Raw genomic sequence first — 22174 nt, forward strand, 5'->3', positions numbered from 1 at the left:
TTTTTGAGGAGGTTTTTGTCAATATCTCTAGTTCTTATCTAAGTCACATCCCACGAGGGTTTTAAAGCCAACTAAAACGTCAGAATTTAAGTACGTCTGTTTGCCAGTTTAATATTTTTCGTTATTTTGTAACAACCTCTAATAAGGAAGGCATTTTATTAAAATATACTTTTCTGTTTTACAATTTGAATCCTAAGTTTAAAATCTTCAAGCTTAAGTTTTTTAGGCAATTCTTTTGGGGTGCTTGCTTGCCGCGTTCCCAGAACCTAACAGTAGTTTGATCTACCCCAACAAACTTGGCGAATTGAGTTTTATTCATACCGAGCATCAGTCGTGCTTTCGTTAGTTTTTCCGGGATCGTGTTCTCAGGTAATAAATTAAAGGATCCCAGCTCGGAAACAGTTATCCCCAATGTATTACTTAAAATCTTAAGCGTGGGTAAAGAGGGATTTTCTTTGTCATGCTCAATGTTAATGATTGTGAATTCGCTTAACCCACTGGCCCTTACGAGATCTTTAATTGTCATATTCATAGCGATCCTTGCCCGCCGAATGCGAGTACCTACAGTATTTCCAACCAGAGTAATTCCAGTCTGCCAGGGAGGTAAAACTTCCTTTTTAATATATAAAATCCCCATATTGTGAACTGCACGGTTGTGCATGTAGCTACCTCGAATTGTTCAATTTTGTCAAGAACTTGATTGAGCAGTAACACCTCGCTAGTAAGCGAGGAAGATTGAAAAAAGGCTACGAGATAGGTGGAATAAGCCTTTGCGCATTGTTATAGGGTATTATCTATAATATACGGGTAATAGACAAAAATGCCTGAAACTCCTTATATATAAGGAGTTTCAATTTTCCAAACGTTAATTATCAGAGATTCACGAATCCCTCAAACCCTTACGGTTTGGGGGATTTTCTAATTTTTAAGTCTCTCTAAAAACCCATGAATTTTTTAAGTTCAGTATGCCATTGTGCGTATAAACTTTTTCGGTGATACCTTTACTGGCATAACCCATGATTCGTTTAATACGTTTAATACGTTTAATACTTACTTTATTTCTTACGAAAATCTATCCTCCAAGGCTGTGAAGCCTTATTCTAGACTTAAAACTTTAAATCGCAATGACAATAGGGTGCCCGAGAGCCACTTTAGGATCTTTCTTATATATCCTAATTCAGGACCCTGCCTAACATACAATATATTAGAAAGTATAAGTTTTTTTGTGGGGGTTTCCCCTTTACTTGCGAGTTTGGTATGATGGAGTTATGGAAACAAACCTTATCGTTGTAAGGGTAGATTTTGCATGACGTGTTCCAGTAGTGAAACTGAGGTATAGAGCCGAATGATGGCCGAAGACGCTTTGCAGGTCAATCATTGTCATGTAATATTTAACAATAAATGAAGAGTTAAAAGCTATTTCCATTACATCAAATAAAACGAAGAAGTGAGGGAATTATGAAAAAAGGAAGTCTGCGTTTAAGGATGATGCTCATTCTCGCATTTGCTGTTACGGTACCGTTAATTGGAAGCGGATTTCTGTTGATTCATCATTCCGAGCAAGCATTGATGAGTGAGAAAGAAAATAAGTTATTCGGAATTGCCCGCATGTTGGATGCAGCCCTCCCCAGTGACTTTGATAGCATATTAACTGTGCAAGAGCAAAACTTGTCACGTGGTGAGAAAATCAAACTTTCTAACGAACGGTTGAAGAATATAACGGAGAAAATCGTAATGGCTAATCCAGGAGTCGGAGCTGGTTATTACTCGAAGGATTGGGATGCGATTATCACTTATGGACCAAATTCACAGTATATGGATACTATTGGGAAATCCATTGCTCAGGATCATAAAGGAAGGGAAGTAATGGACAGAGGAATTCCCTTAGCGGTAAAGGGGCCTATGATTCGTGGAGATATTTTAAACGCGATGGTACCTTTAATTCGCAATGGGCGGGTTATTGGGTACGTGTGGGCTAATGAATTAACACAAAACATTGACGAACAGATTCAGAAGATGGAAACTTCCATGTATATGTTCCTTGGATTGGCGTTACTTCTCGGACTGGGAATTACTTTACCTTTAGCCAGCATTGTCTCAGCCTCTGTCCAACATATTGTGATGGGATTAAGGAGAATTCGATCAGACTTAGACTATCGGCTACCTGCTGCATCAGGAGAGTTTGGTGAAATCATTGAGGCAGTGAATGGTATGGCTCAAAGTATTCGTAATACGCGGAGTCATAACGAGATTATAATGGAGAGTATGGCGGATGGCATTATTACGGTCGATAATGCGGGGAAAGTTACGGCCATTAATGCTGCAGCTATCCGAATTACAGGTTGGGGTAAAGAAATTATCGGGACGGATTATTCGGATATTCGTACTCGGAGTTGGTTGTTGGAGACGCTTAATACAGGGAAAACATTTATCGGTTATGAGGCGAGTTTTCCACATAGGGGTGGGGGAAGTGTCCTAATCAGTGTAAGTACATCTTTACTTCATAATGAAGACAAAATATTGGGGGCGGTTCTCGTTTTTAAAGATGTGACCGAGCGTCGTCTGTTTGAAGAACGTGTCCGTCGAGTGGATCGTTTAGCTGCTGTAGGAGAGCTAGCCGCGGGGGTAGCCCATGAAATTCGGAATCCGCTGGCGGCGATTTCAGGAAGTGTTCAAATTATACTGGACGAAATTGCAGAGGATAACGCAGCGCGAAATTTTGGCAGTGTGATTTTAAAAGAAGTCTCACGTCTCAATATCGTCATCGAAGACCTTCTTTATTTTGCTCGGCCATCAAAAAATATTATTGCTCAAATCCAACCGAATGAACTCATTTCTGAAACAATTGAGCTGCTTAAACCAAGCATGAAGAAGAATTTGGTTTCTTTAGAAGTATCCTTGGATCCGTCTGTTCAGCCAATTCTTGTCGATGCCGGACTGATTAAGCAGGTAATTGTTAATCTTATTTTAAATGCGATTCAAGCACTGCCAGAACAGGAAGGAAAAATAATCGTGACAACCCAGACAGAGTCGAAGGGCGTAAAAATTAGAATCCAAGATACAGGAGAAGGAATTGCCCTTGAAAACCTTGAACGAATTTTCGATCCTTTTTTTACAACCAAAGAACGGGGTACGGGTCTTGGATTAGCAGTGAGCAGTAAGATTATCGAAGTTCATCATGGCTTTTTACATGTCGAGAGTGAGGTTGGGAGAGGAACTGTCTTTACGATATTTTTACCGTATGAAGAGAACGAAGGAAAAACGGAAGAGACTGAGTAGGAGGACAAGCCATGGCTAGTCGTGGAAGTATCTTAGTTGCTGATGATGAAGAAAGTCTGCGTTTGGTTCTTGAGGCCGCATTGACGAAAGCAGGTTTTACTGTGGTAACGGTGAGTAACGGGGTTGATGCGGTAAAGAATGTTCAGGAGAAAGAGTATGAGGTTGTACTTTTAGATATACGAATGCCTAAACTTGATGGACTCGAGGCCTTTTATCAGATTCATAACCTAGAACCCGATTTATCTGTAATTTTAATGACGGCTTTTGGCAGTGTAGAGATTGCGGTTGAAGCGATGAAACGGGGGGCCTTTGAATATATCACTAAACCCTTTAATTTAGATGAAGTCAAGATTTTAGTGGATCGGGCAATTTATATGAAATCTATGGCTCAGCGGGTTGAGAACTTAACCCAAGAGGTACAGACCCTGTCGCAAGAGGTTAATGGTTGTTCGAGATTAATCGGTTCAAGTCCGAAGATACAGGAAGTGTATAAGAATATCGGGCGGGTTGCTCCCACTAAAGCAACGGTTTTATTAACTGGAGAGACTGGAACAGGAAAAGGGTTAGTCGCGAGGAGTATTCACTATAATAGCGAGCGAAGGGAAAAACCGTTTATCCAAGTCAATTGTGGTGCTATTCCAGGGGGATTATTGGAAAGCGAATTATTTGGACACGAAAAAGGCGCTTTTACCGGAGCGATAAGTCGAAAACTAGGAAAGTTTGAAATGGCAGAAGGGGGAACTATTTTCCTTGATGAGATTGGGGAGATGGGTTTGGATTTACAAGTCAAACTATTACGAGTTTTGCAAGAGCGGCAATTTGAACGGGTTGGAGGAAGTCAGACCTTAAATGCAAATATACGAGTCCTAGCTGCGACAAATCGAGATTTGACAAAAGAAATCGCCGAAGATAACTTCCGAGCGGATTTATATTATAGGTTAGATGTCGTATCAATTCATATACCCCCACTGAGGGAACGTGGAGAGGACATTCGCCTTTTAGCGGAATATTTTTTGCGTCGCTATAGTCTAGAAAGTGGTCGAACTAAGATTGCATTTTCACCTGAAGTCCTTCAAATTTTTATGAATTACGCTTGGCCTGGAAATGTTAGGGAACTAGGAAATGCTGTCGAGCATGCCTTAATTATGAGTAATTCGACCGTGATTTTGCCGGAACATCTTCCAATAACCCTCCTAGGAGAGGAAGTTGGAGATACAGAAGGACAGGACCATCATTTCACTCAGCCCTTAAGGGAGATTCTGGCGGCGACTGAAAAGGCAGCAATTGCCGAGGCCTTAGAGCGTACGGGAGGGAACCGCGCTCAAGCAGCACAACTGCTGCAAATATCACGGCGTGCTTTGATTTATAAGATTCAGCAGCATCAATTAAACTAGTGGTGAAACACCGCATGGGATCTTCATCGGTTACAAATTTCGTTAGCATTTTTTCAAAAGGTATAGTCGAATTTGGGAAAGCCATCGATTATCAACTCCTTTTTGGAGTTACCGATGGCTTTCCCTTTTTTTATACTAACAGAAAGTATAAATTTTCGGCAGATAGCATAAGTGCAACCAGCGGTTTTCGCTTTCGCAAAGCTCGGCGAAAGCCGGGTTTTCTTTACTTTTGCAACTCGTTTTCACGCAGCTTGCCATCTAGGATTATTCTCTTTAATTCAGACCGGCGTTCTTATATTATCCGGCCAGCAGTCTTATTATGGATTATTCAGTTGTGCCGTCGGTTCTTTTTACCCAAATTCTCTATTGGATATTTGGTCAAGAAAATAGTGCTATTTCGGATGGTTGCGAAATTATAGGTGAACAATTATTGCACAGTGTGTAAAATTTTTCACGCTTTCTTCCTAAATCACAAAAAATGTATTATTAAAAATCACAATGGACCTGCTCTTTCACATTCCAAGTAGACAATATGACGAGTGGCATCCTTCTTGCATAATTAACTTTCAAAACCTTCAAAGTAATCCATATATTTAAGTGACCCCTTGGGAGGATGTTGAATGAGAGGTTTAAGTTTACGTGTAAAGCTGATGTTTATTCTAACGCTTGCTGTTGTTATTCCAATTTTAGGCTCCGGCTATGTTTTAATCCAGAGGGCGGAACATTCCCTTATAGCCGAAAAGGAAAGCAAACTATTTGGTATTGCTCATTCTTTAGATATCAATCTGCCCGGGGATTATGATAGCCTTTTAACAAAAGATGAGCAGAAGTTGCCTGATCGCGAAAAAATTACGATCTTGAATTCCAAATTGGTCAAGGTCACGGATCAAATTGTCGCGTCTATTCCTGGAGTAGGCGCAGGTTATTATTCTAAAGATCTAGATGCAATTATTACCTACGGACCCAGCAGCGAATTCTCCAGTAAGATGGGTGAACCCATAGCCCCAGAACATAAGGGCAGGGAAGTCATGGTGAAAGGGATCCCTGAGGCAGCACGAGGACAAATGGTTCGTGGACAAATTCTAAATGCCATGATACCCCTGCAACGTAATGGCCGGATCATTGGTTATGCTTGGGCTAACGAGTTAACCAAGAGTGTGGATGAACAAATCCGTTCCATGGAAATGGTCATGTATCTGACGTTGGGTATAGCGCTGATTGTTGGGCTAAGCATCGTCTTAACCATCGCTAATAATGTTTCATCTTCAGTCCAAAGAATTATTGCAGGTTTAAGACGTCTCCGTTCCGACTTTGAATATCGTATGCCCATCTGTAATGGTGAATTTGGAGAAATAACTGAAGCAATTAACGATATGGCAGCCAGCCTGGAGAAATCGCGGTCTCATACAGATATGATTATGGAGAGTATGGTAGATGGAGTTATCACCCTTGATAAGACCGGGAAATTGACGAATGTTAATGATGCCGCGGTAAGAATTAGTGGTCTTGAAAAAGAGGATATTGGTAAGAATTGGTTTGAAGTTTTAGTAGATCAGATGAGTTTTCAAACGTTGATTTTGGAAACATTGGACACCGGCAAGGTTTTTATTGGTAATGAAGTTGTTTTTACGCGGAATGATGGAAGAACAGTACCTTTGAGTGTCAGTACGTCCACCTTGCGCAATAAAGAGCATATCTTAGGGGCGGTTATTGTATTTAAAGACTTATCTGAACGCAAGGTTTTTGAAGACTGGGTGCGGAGAATCGACCAGCTGGCCGCTATTGGCGAATTGGCTGCAGGGGTTGCCCATGAGATCCGAAATCCCTTAGCTGCTATCTCAGGAAGTGTCGAAATTCTTTTGGATGAAATACCTAAAGACAATCCGTCGAGAATGTTTGGGGATGTCATTGTTCGAGAGATCACCCGAATAAACGGGATTGTTGAAGATCTACTTTACTTTGCCAAACCTTCGAAAAACTATATTTCGCGAATTGATCCGAATAAGCTGGTTTCCGAGACGCTCGCGTTGCTCTCCCCTAGTCTTAAAAAGGATTTAGTTGTTTTAATTAAGGATTTTGAACCGGACCTGGCTATGATTTCGGTTGACTCCGGGCTGATTAAGCAAGTCCTGGTCAACCTGTTACTCAATGCTGCACAGGCGCTTCCACCTCAGGGAGGGGAAGTAAAAGTCAGAACGAGGAAGGTTGAGGAGGGGATAACTATTGACGTCATTGATACAGGGAGTGGAATTAGCCCTGAAGATTTGCCGCGGATTTTTGATCCTTTTTATACAACTAAAGATAGGGGAACTGGATTAGGCTTGGCAGTGAGCAACAAGATTGTGGAAATTCATCATGGACATCTTAAAGTTGAGAGTAAACAGGGGGGAGGAACCACCTTCACGTTATTCTTACCGTATACTACCGAAGCTTAAAGATGGAGGAATAAATATGCCGGAAAAAACGAAGATTTTGATTGCTGATGACGAGCCGAGCTTGCGCATGGTGCTGGAGACAGTCTTAGGTAAAGCCGGTTATAAAGTAGACTCTGTCGATAATGGTGCAGAGGCTTTGAAAATGGCTTTAAACGAAGACTATGGAGCAGCATTATTAGATATCCGGATGCCGAAAATGAATGGACTCCAGGCATTCGATGAAATACACAAACAAAAGCCAGACTTGCCCGTGATTTTAATGACAGCTTATAGTACGGCTGAGATTGCTGTCGAAGCGATGAAACGCGGTGTCTTTGATTACGTCATTAAGCCTTTTAGCGTGGAGGAAGTCAAAATCTTGATTGCTAGGGCAATACACTTATTGAATCTGAATCGGGAGGTAGAGTATCTTACGCAAGAGGTTCAAGCTTTAAGCCAAGAGCCTACCGGACCTTGCAGATTAATTGGAGAGAGCCTCAAAATGCAGGAAGTTTATAAGAGCATCGGCAAGGTGGCGAACTCTAAAGCGACTGTACTTCTTTCCGGCAGTACGGGTACGGGGAAAGGTATGGTTGCCAAAACTATCCATTTTGTCAGTGACCGCTGGCAGAAACCATTCATCCAAGTGAATTGTGGAGCAATACCTGAAGGTTTGTTGGAGAGCGACTTATTTGGGCATGAGAAGGGATCCTTTACGGGTGCGATTAATCAAAAACTGGGTAAATTTGAACTTGCTGAGGGAGGTACGATCTTTCTTGATGAGATAGGGGAGATGAACCTTAATTTACAAGTTAAACTTTTAAGAGTATTGCAGGAGCATGAATACGAAAGGGTTGGGGGCACCCAGACTTATGTGGCTGACGTTCGTGTTATCGCGGCGACCAATCGCGATCTGGAGAAGGAAATTGTCGAAAAGCGTTTCCGGGAGGACCTATACTATCGTCTCAATGTTGTCTCCATTTATCTTCCTCCCTTGTGTGAGCGCGGAGATGACGTTATTTTACTGGCACAATATTTTCTTAATCAGTTTGCCTTGGAAGCACAGCGTGTAGGCGTGGTCTTTTCCCCGGAGGTTATTGATATTTTTCGTCACTATTTGTGGCCTGGCAATGTCCGAGAATTGGGAAATGCCGTTGAACATGCTCTGATCATGAGTAACTCGAAAGTCATTATGCCCGAAAATCTACCTCCTCATTTTATGTCTGAAGAAACGGAGATTTCGCCTAAGGAAAGTTCGGAAGCCTTTCATCCGTTGCGAAGTGTTCTAGCAGATGCAGAAAAAAATCATATTATCAAAGCCCTCAACTGTACGGGTGGTAATCGAGCTCATGCGGCTAAGCTGCTAGAGATCTCTCGTCGCGCATTAATTTATAAGATTCAAGAGCATAAGCTGAACAACTAAGATAAGAGGTTCCACTCGTTAAGAATATACTCTGCGATAAAGGCAAACATAGCGAAAGCTATGGACGCAAAGCTATGGGTCTTCTACTTAGAGTAATGACTGCCAGGCTACCGAAAGATGCTATCTTTGTCGCCATACCCAAAGGAGTATGGCTTTTTTTATACTAACAGAAAGTATAAATTTTTGGCAGATAGCATAAGTGCAACCAGCGGTTTTCGCTTTCGCAAAGCTCGGCGAAAGCCGGGTTTTCTTTATAAAAAAAGGAGGGTTTTATTTTGCGCAGTATTAAGACAGTATTTATTACATTTCTAGGTATGATTCTTGTATTAACACTTAGTGTTCTCACGCTTATTAATTACATTAACACCAGAAACATAATTATGAGTGATCTGAACCAGACAATGACGTTAACCACCCAAGGTGCGGCCAAGGATTTGGGTGCATGGATTAGTATTCAAAAGGGTGAACTGGAAACAATCGCAAATGCTCCGGTAATGTCAATGGGTGATCAGACCGCAATTAAGAACTATTTAAGCACAGAATTGAAACGTCTACCGGATTACAGCACATTTTGGGTATCTGATGAAAAAGGAAGTTGGTACTCACCCGCGGGGACCACAGGAAGCATTAGTGAACGAGACTATTATCAAGAACTGATGAAAACGAGTCAAACCGTTATCTCCGATCCCCTTCTGGGCAAGGCCGATGGTAAAATGGCGTTCGTCATAGCGGTGCCGATTAAGCAAAATGGCAAGATAGTCGCGATCTTGGGCGGAAATGTCAGAATGGATGAATTGTCGCGCAGGACAACGGAGATTAAAGTGGGGAAGACGGGCTATGCATCCTTATATCAAAGCAATGGGATGACAATTGCCCACCTAAACCAAGAACAGGTGATGAAATATAATCCTCTACAAGATTCCAAACTCGATCCAACACTTAAGGCAGGATATCAGAAAATGCTTAAGGGGGAAACCGGTCTTCTTCAAGATAAGCTGAACAGTTCAGATAGTTTGTTAGCTTATGCGCCAATACCTGGTGTGACCTGGGCCCTTTCGGTTAATGCTTCAACAACTGAGTTCCTAGGTCCTTTGGTATCCCTTGCTTATTCCTCAGTTATAACAGCAGTTATTTTGCTCCTGATTGCCTTTCTTGCTTTGGTGGGCTTAACGAATCAGATTACTAAACCGCTTTCTAATTTACAAGCTCAAGCCGAGCGGGTTGCTCAAGGCGATTTGAGTCAAACCGAGATTGATATTAAAGCCAAAAACGAAATTGGTCGTCTGGCTGAAGCACTCCAGACAATGGTCAAAAATCTTCATTCGTTAGTGGGGCATGTTGCCAATTCAGCGGAACACGTTGTGACCTCAGCGGGCCATTTGGCGATTAGCGCTGAACAATCAGCGCAGGCAGGTGACCAGATCGCTATCTCTCTGTCTCAGGTTGCCGTTGGTGCTGAACATCAACTTACGACTATTGATGAAGCTAAGCAAGCTATGTCAGAGATTCAGGACAGCATTCAACATGCGATCAGCAATACGGACAAGGTGGTAGATTTTTCTGAAAAGACGCTGCTTGCAACTCAAACGGGGAGTGATGCGGTGGACAAGGCCATAAACCAGATGAATCGTATTCAAGATGTGGTCATACAGGCGGCTAAGCTCGTTCTCAAACTTGGGGATCGTTCGAACGAGATTGGAAATATTGTGGACGCCATTTCTGGAATTGCCGAACAGACCAATCTTTTAGCCCTTAATGCTGCCATCGAAGCCGCACGTGCCGGAGAACAGGGTCGGGGTTTTGCTGTTGTCGCGGATGAAGTGCGCAAGTTGGCTGAGCAGTCAGCGGAGGCAACAAAACAGATTTCGGTCCTCATCCGGCAAATTCAAGGGGACACGGATCAGGCGGTCCAAGCCATGACAGCAGGGACGAAGGAAGTTGAGACAGGGGCAGAAGTGGTGGAAACCGCGGCGACCAGCTTTAGTGATATTTCAGTATCGGTTAACACGATTTCAGAGCAGATTAAGGACATATACCAGATAGTTCGTCAAGTAGAACGCGACAGTGAGCGTGTTACAACGTCAATTGATCGTTTAAGTAATGTAAGTAAGGATGCGGTTGCACAGGTTCAATCCGTATCTGCTTCGACAGAAGAACAACTGGCGTTTTTTCAGGAAATAGCGCAGGCGAGTCAAGACCTTAATGGGATGGCAGAGAGTTTACAAGGTGCAGTGGCCCAGTTCAAAATTTAACTACGTGCGCAGTTTATTGCACTCCAGAGTGAAATAGTTTCACAGGTTCGGTGAAAAATACAAAAAACCGGTGGGTATTTGGACAGGGCGATTAACGAAAAATGAGGCATTGACAGGCTTTGACGGGTTATTATTCTAAAAACGCCAAAGCTGGCATGAAGTTTGCTATATATTTAGTTTAGGTTAGAGGCTCAGTCCTATTCCAGTCCTAGATTAAATACAAGGAGGAACTTCAAAATGAAAGATGTCGTTATCGTTAGTGCTGTTCGAACACCTATCGGTTCTTTTAATGGGGCACTAAGCCAGGTTACTGCTGCAGATTTAGGTGCAATTGTGATTAAAGAGGCTATCAGCCGTGCCGGGATCGCTCCGACTGACGTTGAAGAAGTGATCATGGGTAATGTCTTATCCGCGGCAAAAGGCCAAAATCCAGCCCGCCAGGCGGCGATGAAAGCCGGGGTTCCCCAAGAGGTTCCATCTTGGACTGTGAGTAAAGTGTGTGGTTCCGGTCTTAAAGCGGTTGTTTGTGCAGCTCAAGCGATTATTTCCGGAGATGCTGAAGTCATTGTCGCGGGTGGTATGGAGAGCATGTCGCAGTCGGTTTATGCTTTACCAAAGGCTCGGACAGGATATCGTATGGGAAACGAAGTTATCGTGGATACGATGATCAATGACGGTTTGACTGACGCTTTTCATAATGTTCACATGGGTATTACCGCTGAAAACATCGCTGAGAAGTTTGGAATTACCCGCAAAGATCAAGATAACTATTCAGTTCGAAGTCAAAACAGGGCAGAAAAAGCGATTAAGTCAGGCGTATTTGTGGAAGAGATTATACCGGTAAGTATTCCCCAACGAAAAGGCGATCCTATTATTGTCGAGCTGGATGAATTTCCTCGTTTTGGTGCGACTTATGAAGGATTAGCTAAACTGCGACCGGCATTTAAGACAGGCGGAACAGTGACGGCAGGAAATGCTTCGGGTATTAATGATGGGGCTGCTGCTGTTGTGGTGATGAGTAAAGAAAAGGCTGAACAACTCGGACTCACTCCACTAGCCGTGATTACCTCTTGGGCTTCGGCAGGGGTTGATCCACTCATCATGGGGACAGGTCCAATTCCCGCTACGCGTAAAGCTCTGCTCAAAGCAAACTTGACTATCGATGATATCGATGTTGTCGAGGCGAACGAAGCTTTTGCTTCGCAAACCTTAGAAGTCAGCAAAGAGCTTGAACTTGAGCAAGAAAAAACCAATATCAACGGTGGAGCTATCGCGTTAGGTCATCCAGTTGGAGCTTCCGGCGCTCGAATCCTAGTTACCTTACTCCATGAGATGAAACGAAGTCAAGCACAACGTGGTTTGGCTACGCTGTGTATTGGTGGTGGACAGGGTATTGCCATGATCGTGGAACGGCAGTAGAAGGTTGGTTAGAATTTTATCTGAAGTATTGGAGGGATGAATTTTGCGGCAAGCCGTAATTGTCAGTGCAGTACGTACGCCTGTCGGCTCGTTTAACGGTGTATTTGCGCAAACTAAAGCAACGGAGTTAGGTGCTATAGCGATACGTGAAGCTATCGTCAGGGCGGGGATAACCCCTGACCAAGTCGAAGAAGTGATTATGGGCAACGTGTTACAAGGCGGGCAAGGGGAAAACCCTGCTCGTCAGGCGGCCATATATGCGGGCATTCCACAGGAGACTCCTGCTTGGACGATGAATAAACTATGTGGTTCTGGGTTAAAAGCGATTATTTGTGCGGCTCAATCCATCTTACTCGGCGACGCTAATATCGTGGTAGCTGGTGGAATGGAGAACATGTCCCTAGCCCCGTATCTTCTGCCCAAAGCACGCAGCGGCTACCGGATGGGGAATGATGTAATTTACGATAGCCTTCTTAAGGACGGCTTGATGGATGCTTTCGATGATATCCACATGGGTGTAACGGCAGAGAATGTGGCCGAACAGTATGGTATCACTCGAGAGGAACAGGATCGTTATTCTGTCCGTAGCCAAAATCGCACTGAACAGGCTATTAAAGAAGGAAAATTCAACGAAGAGATTGTCCCTGTCAGCATCCCCCAACGTAAGGGTGAGCCTATCATTATTAATCAGGATGAGTTTCCACGTTTTGGCGCGACGTATGAATCTCTGTCAAAACTAAAGCCAGCTTTCAAAAAAAAAGGAACGGTTACGGCTGGAAATGCTTCCGGGATTAATGATGGTGCAGCGGCCGTAGTTGTTATGGCCAAAGAGAGGGCTGAAGCTTTAGGACTTGTTCCTTTAGCGACCATCCGATCTTATGCTTCGGCAGGTGTCGATCCGAAAATCATGGGGATTGGACCAATCCCGGCTAGCCGCAAAGCACTAGACAAGGCTGGGTTGACCATAGAAGATATAGATCTAGTAGAGGCTAATGAGGCTTTTGCAGCACAGACTTTAGAAGTGGCTAAGGAACTTAAACTGAACATGGCAAAGACCAATATCAATGGTGGAGCGATTGCCTTGGGGCATCCAATTGGAGCTTCCGGTGCCCGTATTTTGGTAACCCTCCTGCATGAATTAAAACGGCTTAAAGCAAAGCGCGGCTTGGCGACACTTTGTATTGGTGGAGGTCAGGGCATCGCCTTAATCGTCGAGCGCGATTAGAGTGCAGCAAATTCTTAGAAATCCATACTTTAGGGGGAACCCGTCAGGGTTCCCCCTTAGTGTAACCGGCAGAACGGATTAATGAGTCCCATATTCAGGTTCTCATAACTGTACCGAGGAGGGAAAAGTAAGGTGTCAAGCAAAGGTCATATTTTGATAGCAGACGACGAGCAGAGTTTACGCTTGGTGCTTGATACGGTACTGAGTAAAGATGGGTACGAGGTGGATACAGCGGAGAACGGTATTCAAGCATTGGAAATGGTTAAAAGCAGGGAATATGAAACTGTGATTTTAGATATCTGTATGCCTCAAATGGATGGGTTACAGGCTTTTAGCGAAATTCATAAAATTAAACCTAACTTGCCCATCATATTGATGACGACTTATGGGAGCGGGCAGGATGCTGTGGAGGCCATGAAACGTGGGGCCTTCGAATATATCATGAAACCGTTTAACGTGGAACAAGTAAAGTTTTATGTAGCACGGGCTATTCGCATGAAGCGTTTGACCTGTGAAGTGGAACAGCTATTCCAGAAGGTTAAAATCCTTAATCAGAACAAAAAGGAATTCTGAGTGCGCAGATTTATGCACGTGTGGGTAAAGCATTTCACACCTTTCGATGATTTTTCTCTCTAGTGCCCTGACCAGTATAATTCAATAAATTAGTGAAACTCGCTCGGGAAAGGCATTTCCCGAGCGAGTTTATTTATTTGAGTTGTTTTCCAGAGCTGGCACAAAGATTGCTATATATAGATATGAAAGGTGGTGGGACAAGAAATAAAGTAGTAATTCTACATTCATTATTTAAAAACCTATTTTATAAAAGGGGGAATTATACTAATGGCACTGCAATCAAATTTAAGTCATTCGGATGAAAAACCCAATATTATGGAACGCATGGGTGGCGCCCTTGCAGAATGGAGTGAAAAATGGTTCCCTGATGCCTACGTTTTTGCATGCTTCGCTGTTGTCATCGTAACCATTGCCGCACTGGCAATGGGTCGGTCGCCCATGCAAATCGGAGTCGACTTTGGTGCTAACTATTGGAGCTTGGTTCCCTTCACGATGCAGATGGCATTTGTTATTATCTCGGGTTATGTTGTAGCAATGTCCGCACCTGTGCATCGACTCATTGAAAAATTAGCTGAAGTGCCGAAGACCGCAAAAGGAGCTGTAGCCTTTGTCGCGTTTTTCGCCATGGTCGCTTCTCTGCTGAGCTGGGGATTTAGCCTCATCTTTAGTGGGGTCTTAATTAAAGAAGTGAGTAAAAGGGTTAAAGATGTTGACTATCGGGCTATGGGTGCAGCTGGTTATCTCGGATTAGGAAGCATCTGGGCATTGGGTTTATCTTCGTCAGCTGCCTTGCAGATGGCCACTAAGTCATCAATCCCCGCTGCACTCTATAAGATCAGTGGTGTTATTCCTCTGAGCCAAACCATTTTCACGTGGCAAAGCGGAGTTATGGTTATCGTCTTAATTACCCTTTCTGTTACAATCTGCTACTTCTCCGCACCGGATGGCAAACATTCCAAAACCGCAGATTCTGCCGGTATTCAATACGGTGATAATGGAATTATTGTTGGGAAGCCTACACGTCCAGGAGAAAAGCCAGAGTACAGCCCAGTTTTAACAATTATTATTGTTGTTCTTGGTGCACTTTATCTCATTGATGTTATTAGTAAGAAAGGTCCTATTGCCGCACTTGACTTAAACACGTATAACTTATTGTTCCTGTTGTTAGGTATGATTCTTCATAAGAGTCCTCGGGCATTTTTGAATGCTTGTGCCAAAGCTGTCCCGGCTACCGGTTCAGTACTCATCCAATTCCCAATTTATGCAGGTATTTTCGGAATTTTGATGGGATCTGGTCTTAATGAAGTACTGATGAACTTCTTCGTCTCTGTTTCTAATGGACACACGTTTGCACCTATTGTCGGTGTATACTCCGCTATTCTTGGATTCTTACTTCCTTCCGGCGGTGCGAAGTGGGTTGTTGAAGCACCTTATATTCTTTCAGCTGCTCAACAGTTGCATTTTAACATGGGTTGGGTTGTTCAGATTTACAATGCTGCCGAAGCTTTACCTAACTTCATCAATCCATTCTGGATGTTGCCTTTGATGGGTGTTATGGGCGTTAAAGCGCGTGACTTGGCAGGATTCTCGTTCCTACAACTTATCTTCCATGCTCCGGTCGTCCTCATCATGGTATGGCTTCTGGGTTATACCATGCAATATGTACCACCGATCATGATGTAAGTAAAGGTAACTGACTTCAGATGGAGTTTCAAACTCCATCTGAAGTCTTCTGTACAAAAACTGACGCTATGACGCCAGTACGCAATAAGGAGGTTGAAGCTAATGACGGTTATTATCAGTCCAGAAGAAGCTGTGCGTAAAGTTGAAAGTGGAATGACGATTATGGTTGGCGGCTTTATCGGGTGTGGAGCGCCCAGAAAGCTACTTGAAGTCATTCGTTTACAGGGTACAAAAGACTTGACGCTGATTGCGAATGACACAGGAATCCTTGGTGATGAATTGTCACAACTCGTAGTTGACCACTGCCTTAAGAAGGTTATTGCTACCCATATTGGGACAAACAAAGAAACGGGAAATCAAATGAATTCTGGTGAAATGGAAGTTCAACTCGTTCCGCAAGGAACCTTAGCGGAGCAAATTAGGGCCGCCGGTGCCGGTCTGGGCGGAGTTTTAACTCCGACTGGAATTGGGACAGTGATTGAAGAAGGAAAACAAAAGATAGTTGTAGGAGAAAATGAATACCTCTTAGAACTGCCTATAAGTGCTGATATTGCGCTCATCAAAGCGAAGAAGGCCGATAAAGCTGGAAATTTAGTCTATCACGGTTCTGCTCGTAATTTTAATCCTCTCATGGCTACAGCTGGAAAGATAGTGATTGCGCAGGTTGAAGAGATCGTGGAAGTGGGTGAAATTCCAGTTGATGAAGTCATTACGCCTGGAATCTTTGTGGATTACCTGGTGCTAGTACCTCAGGAGGTGGCTAAAGTTGGATAAGCAAGAACGGATGGAATGGTTAGTTAAACGTGTGGCACAGGAATTCAAGAACGGCGACGTGGTTAACTTGGGAATCGGAATGCCGACTAAAGTTGCCGACCACTTACCAGAAGGTGTCAACATTATTCTACAATCTGAAAATGGTTTCTTAGGCGTAGGACCTAGCCCAGACGCAGGGTCGGAAGATCCAGACATCGTCAATGCGGGCGGACAAAATGCAAGCATCCTAACGGGTGGAAGTACGTTTGATAGTTTTACGTCCTTTGGGATTATTAGAGGAGGACATGTTGACGTTACAGTCTTGGGTGCACTTCAGGTCGATCAAGAAGGTAATCTGGCGAACTGGATGATTCCTGGCAAGATGGTTCCGGGTATGGGGGGAGCCATGGATTTAGTCGTTGGAGCACGCCGGGTCATTGTGATGATGGAGCACTGTGCCAAAAACGGAGGGTTGAAGGTATTAAAGAAATGCACCTTACCGTTGACGGCTGCTAAACAAGTCAATTTAATCATTACTGAAATGGGTGTTATCGAAGTGACTCCAAAGGGCCTTGTGCTTAGGGAGATTGCACCGGGACTCACCTTTGAGGATGTTCAGGTAGCTACGGAAGCGACGTTATTATCAGCATAAGTGTATACGAAGGGTATTTTCAGAACGTGTTGCAGGCAGATAAAATATTCTTTGCATAAATGGGCCTTACCTTCGCGGTTGGGCCCTTTTGTATGGTCGACACCACAGCCTATGGCTATGATGCGGTCGGTAACTTAACCTCTGCCACCGACGGCAACGGCCATACCAGCAGTTCCACCTATAACCTAAGGCATGAAACACTCAGCGTCCAACCTACAGCTACAGATCCGGCTACAGCGGCTGCAACCACAGACTCACAGACTCACAGACTACCGCCAGTGCAGGAACTGATTTTACCAAACTGATGAGAGCAGCCGCTCATTCTTTCCATCTGGAGTCCTCAACATCTAATTCCAACACTTACCAACGTTAATTATCAGGAAAACGCAAAATCCCCAAACCCTTGTGGTTTGGGGATTTTCTTTATTCGAAGACTCTGTAAAAATCTCTGGAATTCATAATGTAATAGACAAAAAAATAGATAAGGTCAATTGCCTTCTTTAGTTCTTCAATATACTTACGCTCCCGCATTATTCATTAAAGTAGCAAAGGTTCTATTCTTTAACAATCTTCTGATAGGTAAAATATGAATAAACTATTGGTACAATTATAATTACGGCCACATTAATCATTACACCAATTCCCATTAAATTTGTACCTATCACGTTTAATAATAGATTCATGATACCCCCTATTACCCATAACGGAGCAGCCAGTCGGTGGGTTTTCCTCCATACTTCCTCATTAGCTAAAGTCCAAGGGATTCTGAATCCTACGAAATAGTTGTACTTAAATCGACCCATTACATTTCCAAGTAAAATAAATAGCAATGAAATCATAATTCCAATATAAATAGGTTTATTAACTATAACCCCTGTAGCTAATAGAAGTGTATATACCTCCAGCCCAAGGAAAAAAATAATTAATAGATACTTCAAATATTGATAGGTAGAATCAAATTTGGCATAATTTTTACCTTTGGGATCTATATAAGGAAGTACAAGAAACATTATATACATTCCTAAATTTATCAACGGAAGTGCGAATGCTCCAAATATTTTACTTCCATAACCATCAATTTCTCCGTTTACGTCCCAATGAACAGGTATTTTGTCAGGAAGCGATGGATAAAAATATACTTCCAGTACAAGGCCTAAAATAATGAGAATTAAAATTAGCCAATCTTTCTTTAAAATACTACTTATCTTTTACATCTTCAGACCCTCCTTCATTGATATGTGCTGCATTAAAAAACCATTTAACTACTTCTTGGAATACTGTCGTGTTCAACGAATAATAGATATGTTGACCTTTACGCTCATCTGTTACCAACAAAGCTTGTTTTAATGCATTAAGATGGTGGGAGATGCTTGGCTTAGACATGTCAAAATGTTCAGCAATTTCTCCAGCTGTCAAATCTCGTTCTTTCAGTAATAAAATAATTTCTCGCCTTGTTGGGTCTGCGAGTGCTTTAAATGGTAGTTCAAGCATTGAACGATATTCCTCCTATTAGAAAATTTCTAATGGTACTCATGGCCACAACTATAATTAGATAATTCAACAACTGTCTAATCATATGATTAGATTATACATCTTAGACAGAAAAAAACAATAGTTATTTTAGTACCTAAAGAAGTTTTATCTAAATCCATTGAACACTTTATTTCGGGCTAAAACCGTTGATGTTATTGGGTTATCAATTCTCTAAACGTTAGTTATCAGGAAATGGTAAAATCCCCAAACCCTTGTGGTTTGGGGATTTTACCATTTCCAAGTTCATATAATATTCTCATTTACCTGAACATGCTAGTTCCTAACCAATACCCTATATAGCCTACAGCAACGATACCAACGATGTGGAGTACCCACCAACCTGTTCTAAAAGTCCCCCAAGTTCCTAGATCCATACGGTCTCGAACGTCTTCACCCATAAGTTCACCTGCTTTCAATTATATAAATATATTGTGCACAAAATTATCTGCTTTATTAGCTTCTCTCCCTGATTATTTCGGGCGAAACCAGAAAAGAAGGGATTATCGCTTTTTTTTTGCCTGCCATGCATAATTCCAAGCCTTTTTCCCATATGGTTTTTACAGGACATGAGGGAAGGAGGATGTGCATGAGACAAAAGCGGGACGAGTGGTACCAGCAAGGGAAGCATAAACAGCTGAGAAAACGGATAATTCTTGGCTTGCTAGTTATGGCGCTATTATTAGGTGGCGTGGCATGGAAGCTCTACCCCCATGATCAAAAAAGTTGGAGTTGGACCGTCGGGAATCAGACCATCTTGATCGATGCTGGGCATGGTGGGGTGGATCCTGGCGCAGTTGGTAAAAATAACACTTTGGAAAAAGATATTACCTTGGCTGTCTCCAAACGGTTAAAAGTTCTTGTGCAGCAGGCCGGTGGCAAGGCCATTATGGTACGAGAAGAGGATGTGGATTTAGGGACAGCCCAGGGCTTGCTCAAAAGGAAACGAGAGGATCTTGCCCAACGAATCCAGCTTGCCAATGATATGCAGGCTGATGTCTATTTAAGTATCCATGCTAATAGTTTCCCAAATGAAAAATTAACGGGGGCTCAGGTTTTTTATTATGCGAATTCCGCAGAAGGTAAGCTTCTGGCTCAATGCATTCAAGAGCAGCTTAATTCTTTGACTGGGGGGAAGCGGGTGGCTAAAGGAAATCAAGAGCTATTTATCTTGAAAAAGGCAAATCGGGCGGCTGTAACAATCGAGCTGGGCTTCATGTCCAATGCTGGAGAAGAGCAGAAGTTAAATGACTCGAATTATCAACAGCAACTCGCTGTAGCCGTTTATCAAGGGCTTGCCAATTATTTAGGAAAGTCGCAGAATTCATTGCCTCAATCACCCTGAAAAATGGATTGCTTTTTGAAGCCTGGATTTTACGAAAAGAAGGAAACACTTGCATTGTCCCGAATATCTACAGAATTAGATTTAAGTCAAAGGGGCATTTACGGAAAATGCAGGGAGAATAATCATGAGTTTTTTGCCGATTTTATTATTTACGCTCGGAGTCATAGTTTTGCTTGCGGCTTGGAGACTTGGCAATCCACCGACTACGAGTCCTGAGCTTATAGCTGCGCTGAAAGGAATAGCTGGCGTGAAGCGGGATATCGGGTATATCCGCTCAGAACTGCAGGAAACAGGGACCCGATTGGAGGATCATGAGAGGCGAATTGAAGAACGGAAAACCTTGGGATTAAAAGCTGAAGAGCAGCCTGAGCAGGTAGATCAACTTTGGCAAAGAGGACATGCTTTACTGAAGGCCTTGCAACAGGAGGCCGTACAGGAGGAAGTTATTCCGGATTTAAGCAAGCGTGTCACTTCGGAACAAGCCTTTGAACCGAGGATAGAAGATGATCTAAGATCGGTTCCCCAGGTTCTCTCTGATAAATACCGCGGGGTCATGCAACTTCATGAACAAGGATGGTCAACCTTAGAAATTGCAGGCCACCTTGCGATCAGCCAAGATGCAGTAAATATGGTTTTAAGAACCTATCCTCGAGGTGGACAAAGATGAAAATTTCACGCCAATATCTGCTCGGACTGGGTTCGGGCCTGATTTTGAGTGCTATGTTAGCGTTACTCTTTAACCCGGCTACGGCGAAGAGTCCGAGTACGGCGGGAGCTACTGCAGCTGCAGCGAGTTCACCTGTAGAAACTTTATCCACAGCTACAGCAAGCCCATCCTCACAAACACCTGCATCTTCTGCCCAAGAATCTCAAAGTTCGGAAAAATCAGCACCCGAGAATAATACGACTCAGGCTAAAAAGAGCGTTGTGATTCCCCCGGGTGCGAGTGCAGACAAGATTGCTCAACTTCTTCAAAATGAGGGTTGGATTCAGAACAAAGAAGATTTTTTGGCGATTGCTAAAACCAGAAAACTCGAAAACCGATTTAAAGCGGGTACGTATGAACTCGTACCTGGGCTTTCCATTGACGATATAATTAATCAGCTCATTAAGTAGATTTGACAGGTGGATATCTACTCAGCATAAAGGTGAAACTTTTAAGTGGATATTTACGTATTATTAACGTGATACAGTTAAAAGAAGAAAAGCGGGTAGATGGGAGCGGCTTATGAGATGGATGATCAGGATCTGATTCGACAGGTCCTTTCTGGAAAACATGAATATTATGCGCATCTCGTTGAGCGCTATCAGAAGCCATTAATTTATTTTTTGCGAGGAATTCTGCATGATGACGAGGAGATTCTGGATTGTACCCAAGAAGCCTTCCTCGCAGCTTATCGTAATCTTTGGAAGTATTCTCCGGTGCACACGTTTCGAGCGTGGCTTTATGCTATTGCCAGGAATAAGGCTATTGACCTGTTGAGAAAGAAAAAGAAGGAAGTTCCGGTACCTCTTAATGAGAATTTTGTCGACGATCAGGAGGGTCCGGAAGAAGCATGGCTGGCTAAGGAACGGGCGGCTCAAGTGCAGGAGGTTTTGAACGAGCTTCCAGCACATTACCGACAGGTGCTTTATTTAAGTAAGATATCAACAGGAACTGTCTTATGAAGAGATTAGCTTAGTCCTCAATATACCTGTTAGCTCAGTGAAGACTCATTTACATCGAGGTAAAGAAAAACTGCGTCAGATTATGGAAAGGAGGGGCTGTGATGAACGGAACGGACACTATGTGGACCCAATTATTTCAAGAGAAGCCCATTAATGAAGCTTCCTTAGGGAACTTGAAAACGGGAGTCATGACCCAGGTCCTAGCCAGTCCGATTGATTTCCAAGCCAAGATCCTGGTGGCGCAGCGTCGGAAATGGGGAGTCTTTCTTCTTGTCGTTTTGCTTGCTGCGGGTCTAGGATCTTTTGGTCTGATCTGGTTTGAAGGGGAGTGGCTACTTAGCTTAATCAGTCATGCTCCAGAGTGGTTTCGACAACAGGGGAGGCTGCTTAGCCAACTTATCCTGGGTTTGGAATATCTCTGGCGGCAATATGTCTGGCCCTTCGTGGGGATTGCTTTTGCCTGGGTTCTATTTGATGGAATACGACATAAGATGCAGGTGAAAGAGTAAAGGAGTGGAAAATACAATTAGAAAATCATTCTCGAAATAGAAAGCTCAAGAAGAA

19 protein-coding genes, 2 pseudogenes and 1 riboswitch are annotated in these 22174 nt (G+C 43.1%); of the genes and pseudogenes, 16 read left to right on the forward strand and 5 right to left on the reverse strand.

Annotation, left to right across the window (positions count from 1 at the left end; genetic code table 11):
- Positions 1–178: 178 nt before the first annotated feature.
- Positions 179–661: a helix-turn-helix domain-containing protein gene (locus tag VM640_RS04180; protein WP_325390163.1), complete on the reverse strand. Its 483-nt coding sequence runs from the start codon at positions 659–661 to the stop codon at positions 179–181.
- Between the two features lie 797 nt (positions 662–1458).
- Here VM640_RS04180 and atoS (VM640_RS04185) point away from each other — a divergent pair.
- The 11 genes from atoS (VM640_RS04185) to VM640_RS04235 all read left to right on the forward strand — a co-directional run bounded on the left by atoS (VM640_RS04185) (position 1459) and on the right by VM640_RS04235 (position 17067).
- A complete protein-coding gene (gene atoS / locus VM640_RS04185; protein WP_325390164.1) occupies positions 1459–3279 on the forward strand; it encodes a two-component system sensor histidine kinase AtoS in 1821 nt (606 codons plus the stop codon).
- Between the two features lie 11 nt (positions 3280–3290).
- The gene (locus VM640_RS04190; protein WP_325390165.1) at positions 3291–4673 is read left to right on the forward strand and encodes a sigma-54-dependent transcriptional regulator; all 1383 of its coding nucleotides are present in this window, start codon (positions 3291–3293) and stop codon (positions 4671–4673) included.
- Positions 4674–5293: 620 nt separating this feature from the next.
- Positions 5294–7108, forward strand: a complete 1815-nt coding sequence (atoS, locus tag VM640_RS04195; protein ID WP_325390166.1) for a two-component system sensor histidine kinase AtoS — start codon at positions 5294–5296, stop codon at positions 7106–7108.
- 16 nt (positions 7109–7124) lie between these two features.
- Positions 7125–8510 (forward strand): sigma-54-dependent transcriptional regulator, encoded by a 1386-nt coding sequence (locus VM640_RS04200; RefSeq protein WP_325390167.1) that lies wholly within the window; start codon positions 7125–7127, stop codon positions 8508–8510.
- Between the two features lie 31 nt (positions 8511–8541).
- Positions 8542–8625, forward strand: a riboswitch (cyclic di-GMP riboswitch).
- A gap of 160 nt (positions 8626–8785) precedes the next feature.
- A complete protein-coding gene (locus tag VM640_RS04205; protein WP_325390168.1) occupies positions 8786–10762 on the forward strand; it encodes a methyl-accepting chemotaxis protein in 1977 nt (658 codons plus the stop codon).
- A gap of 237 nt (positions 10763–10999) precedes the next feature.
- The gene (locus VM640_RS04210) at positions 11000–12181 is read left to right on the forward strand and encodes an acetyl-CoA C-acetyltransferase (RefSeq protein ID WP_325390169.1); all 1182 of its coding nucleotides are present in this window, start codon (positions 11000–11002) and stop codon (positions 12179–12181) included.
- 43 nt (positions 12182–12224) lie between these two features.
- Positions 12225–13406: an acetyl-CoA C-acetyltransferase gene (locus tag VM640_RS04215; RefSeq protein ID WP_325390170.1), complete on the forward strand. Its 1182-nt coding sequence runs from the start codon at positions 12225–12227 to the stop codon at positions 13404–13406.
- Positions 13407–13538: 132 nt separating this feature from the next.
- Positions 13539–13979 carry a sigma-54-dependent transcriptional regulator gene (locus VM640_RS04220; RefSeq protein ID WP_325390171.1) on the forward strand — a complete coding sequence of 147 codons (441 nt, stop codon included), beginning with the start codon at positions 13539–13541 and terminating at the stop codon, positions 13977–13979.
- A 267-nt stretch (positions 13980–14246) separates the two neighbouring features.
- Positions 14247–15662 carry a short-chain fatty acid transporter gene (locus VM640_RS04225; RefSeq protein WP_325390172.1) on the forward strand — a complete coding sequence of 472 codons (1416 nt, stop codon included), beginning with the start codon at positions 14247–14249 and terminating at the stop codon, positions 15660–15662.
- Positions 15663–15764: 102 nt separating this feature from the next.
- Positions 15765–16436 (forward strand): CoA transferase subunit A, encoded by a 672-nt coding sequence (locus VM640_RS04230; protein ID WP_325390173.1) that lies wholly within the window; start codon positions 15765–15767, stop codon positions 16434–16436.
- Positions 16429–17067: a 3-oxoacid CoA-transferase subunit B gene (locus VM640_RS04235; RefSeq protein WP_325390174.1), complete on the forward strand. Its 639-nt coding sequence runs from the start codon at positions 16429–16431 to the stop codon at positions 17065–17067. Before VM640_RS04230 ends, VM640_RS04235 begins: the two co-directional genes overlap by 8 nt.
- Positions 17068–17621: 554 nt before the next feature.
- Here VM640_RS04235 and VM640_RS04240 read toward each other — a convergent pair.
- The 4 genes and pseudogenes from VM640_RS04240 to VM640_RS04255 form a co-directional block, all read right to left on the reverse strand.
- Positions 17622–18077, reverse strand: coding sequence for an SdpI family protein (locus tag VM640_RS04240; RefSeq protein WP_325390175.1), 456 nt, complete (start codon positions 18075–18077; stop codon positions 17622–17624).
- Between the two features lie 27 nt (positions 18078–18104).
- Positions 18105–18272 (reverse strand): annotated as a pseudogene (locus VM640_RS04245) (DUF1648 domain-containing protein); the annotation flags it as partial.
- Entirely contained in the window at positions 18265–18558 is a 294-nt protein-coding gene (locus VM640_RS04250) for an autorepressor SdpR family transcription factor (protein ID WP_325390176.1), read from the reverse strand. The gene VM640_RS04250 and the pseudogene VM640_RS04245, both read right to left, overlap by 8 nt.
- A gap of 302 nt (positions 18559–18860) precedes the next feature.
- Entirely contained in the window at positions 18861–18998 is a 138-nt protein-coding gene (locus tag VM640_RS04255; protein WP_325390177.1) for a hypothetical protein, read from the reverse strand.
- Between the two features lie 188 nt (positions 18999–19186).
- Between VM640_RS04255 and VM640_RS04260 the strand changes: the two genes are divergently transcribed.
- The 5 genes and pseudogenes from VM640_RS04260 (at position 19187) to VM640_RS04280 (ending at position 22119) form a co-directional block, all read left to right on the forward strand.
- On the forward strand, positions 19187–19942 hold the full coding sequence (locus tag VM640_RS04260) for an N-acetylmuramoyl-L-alanine amidase (protein WP_325390178.1): 756 nt from the start codon (positions 19187–19189) through the stop codon (positions 19940–19942).
- Positions 19943–20066: 124 nt separating this feature from the next.
- Entirely contained in the window at positions 20067–20609 is a 543-nt protein-coding gene (locus VM640_RS04265) for a sigma-70 family RNA polymerase sigma factor (protein WP_325390179.1), read from the forward strand.
- The gene (locus tag VM640_RS04270; RefSeq protein ID WP_325390180.1) at positions 20606–21058 is read left to right on the forward strand and encodes an endolytic transglycosylase MltG; all 453 of its coding nucleotides are present in this window, start codon (positions 20606–20608) and stop codon (positions 21056–21058) included. The genes VM640_RS04265 and VM640_RS04270 overlap by 4 nt, the downstream gene beginning before the upstream one ends.
- A 117-nt stretch (positions 21059–21175) precedes the next feature.
- Positions 21176–21764, forward strand: a pseudogene (locus VM640_RS04275) (RNA polymerase sigma factor).
- Positions 21712–22119 (forward strand): hypothetical protein, encoded by a 408-nt coding sequence (locus VM640_RS04280; protein ID WP_325390181.1) that lies wholly within the window; start codon positions 21712–21714, stop codon positions 22117–22119. The pseudogene VM640_RS04275 and the gene VM640_RS04280 overlap by 53 nt, the downstream one beginning before the upstream one ends.
- Positions 22120–22174: the final 55 nt, after the last annotated feature.

It is taken from the genome of Desulfitobacterium sp., from assembly GCF_035539115.1.
Taxonomy (GTDB): Bacteria; Bacillota; Desulfitobacteriia; order Desulfitobacteriales; family Desulfitobacteriaceae; genus Desulfitobacterium_A.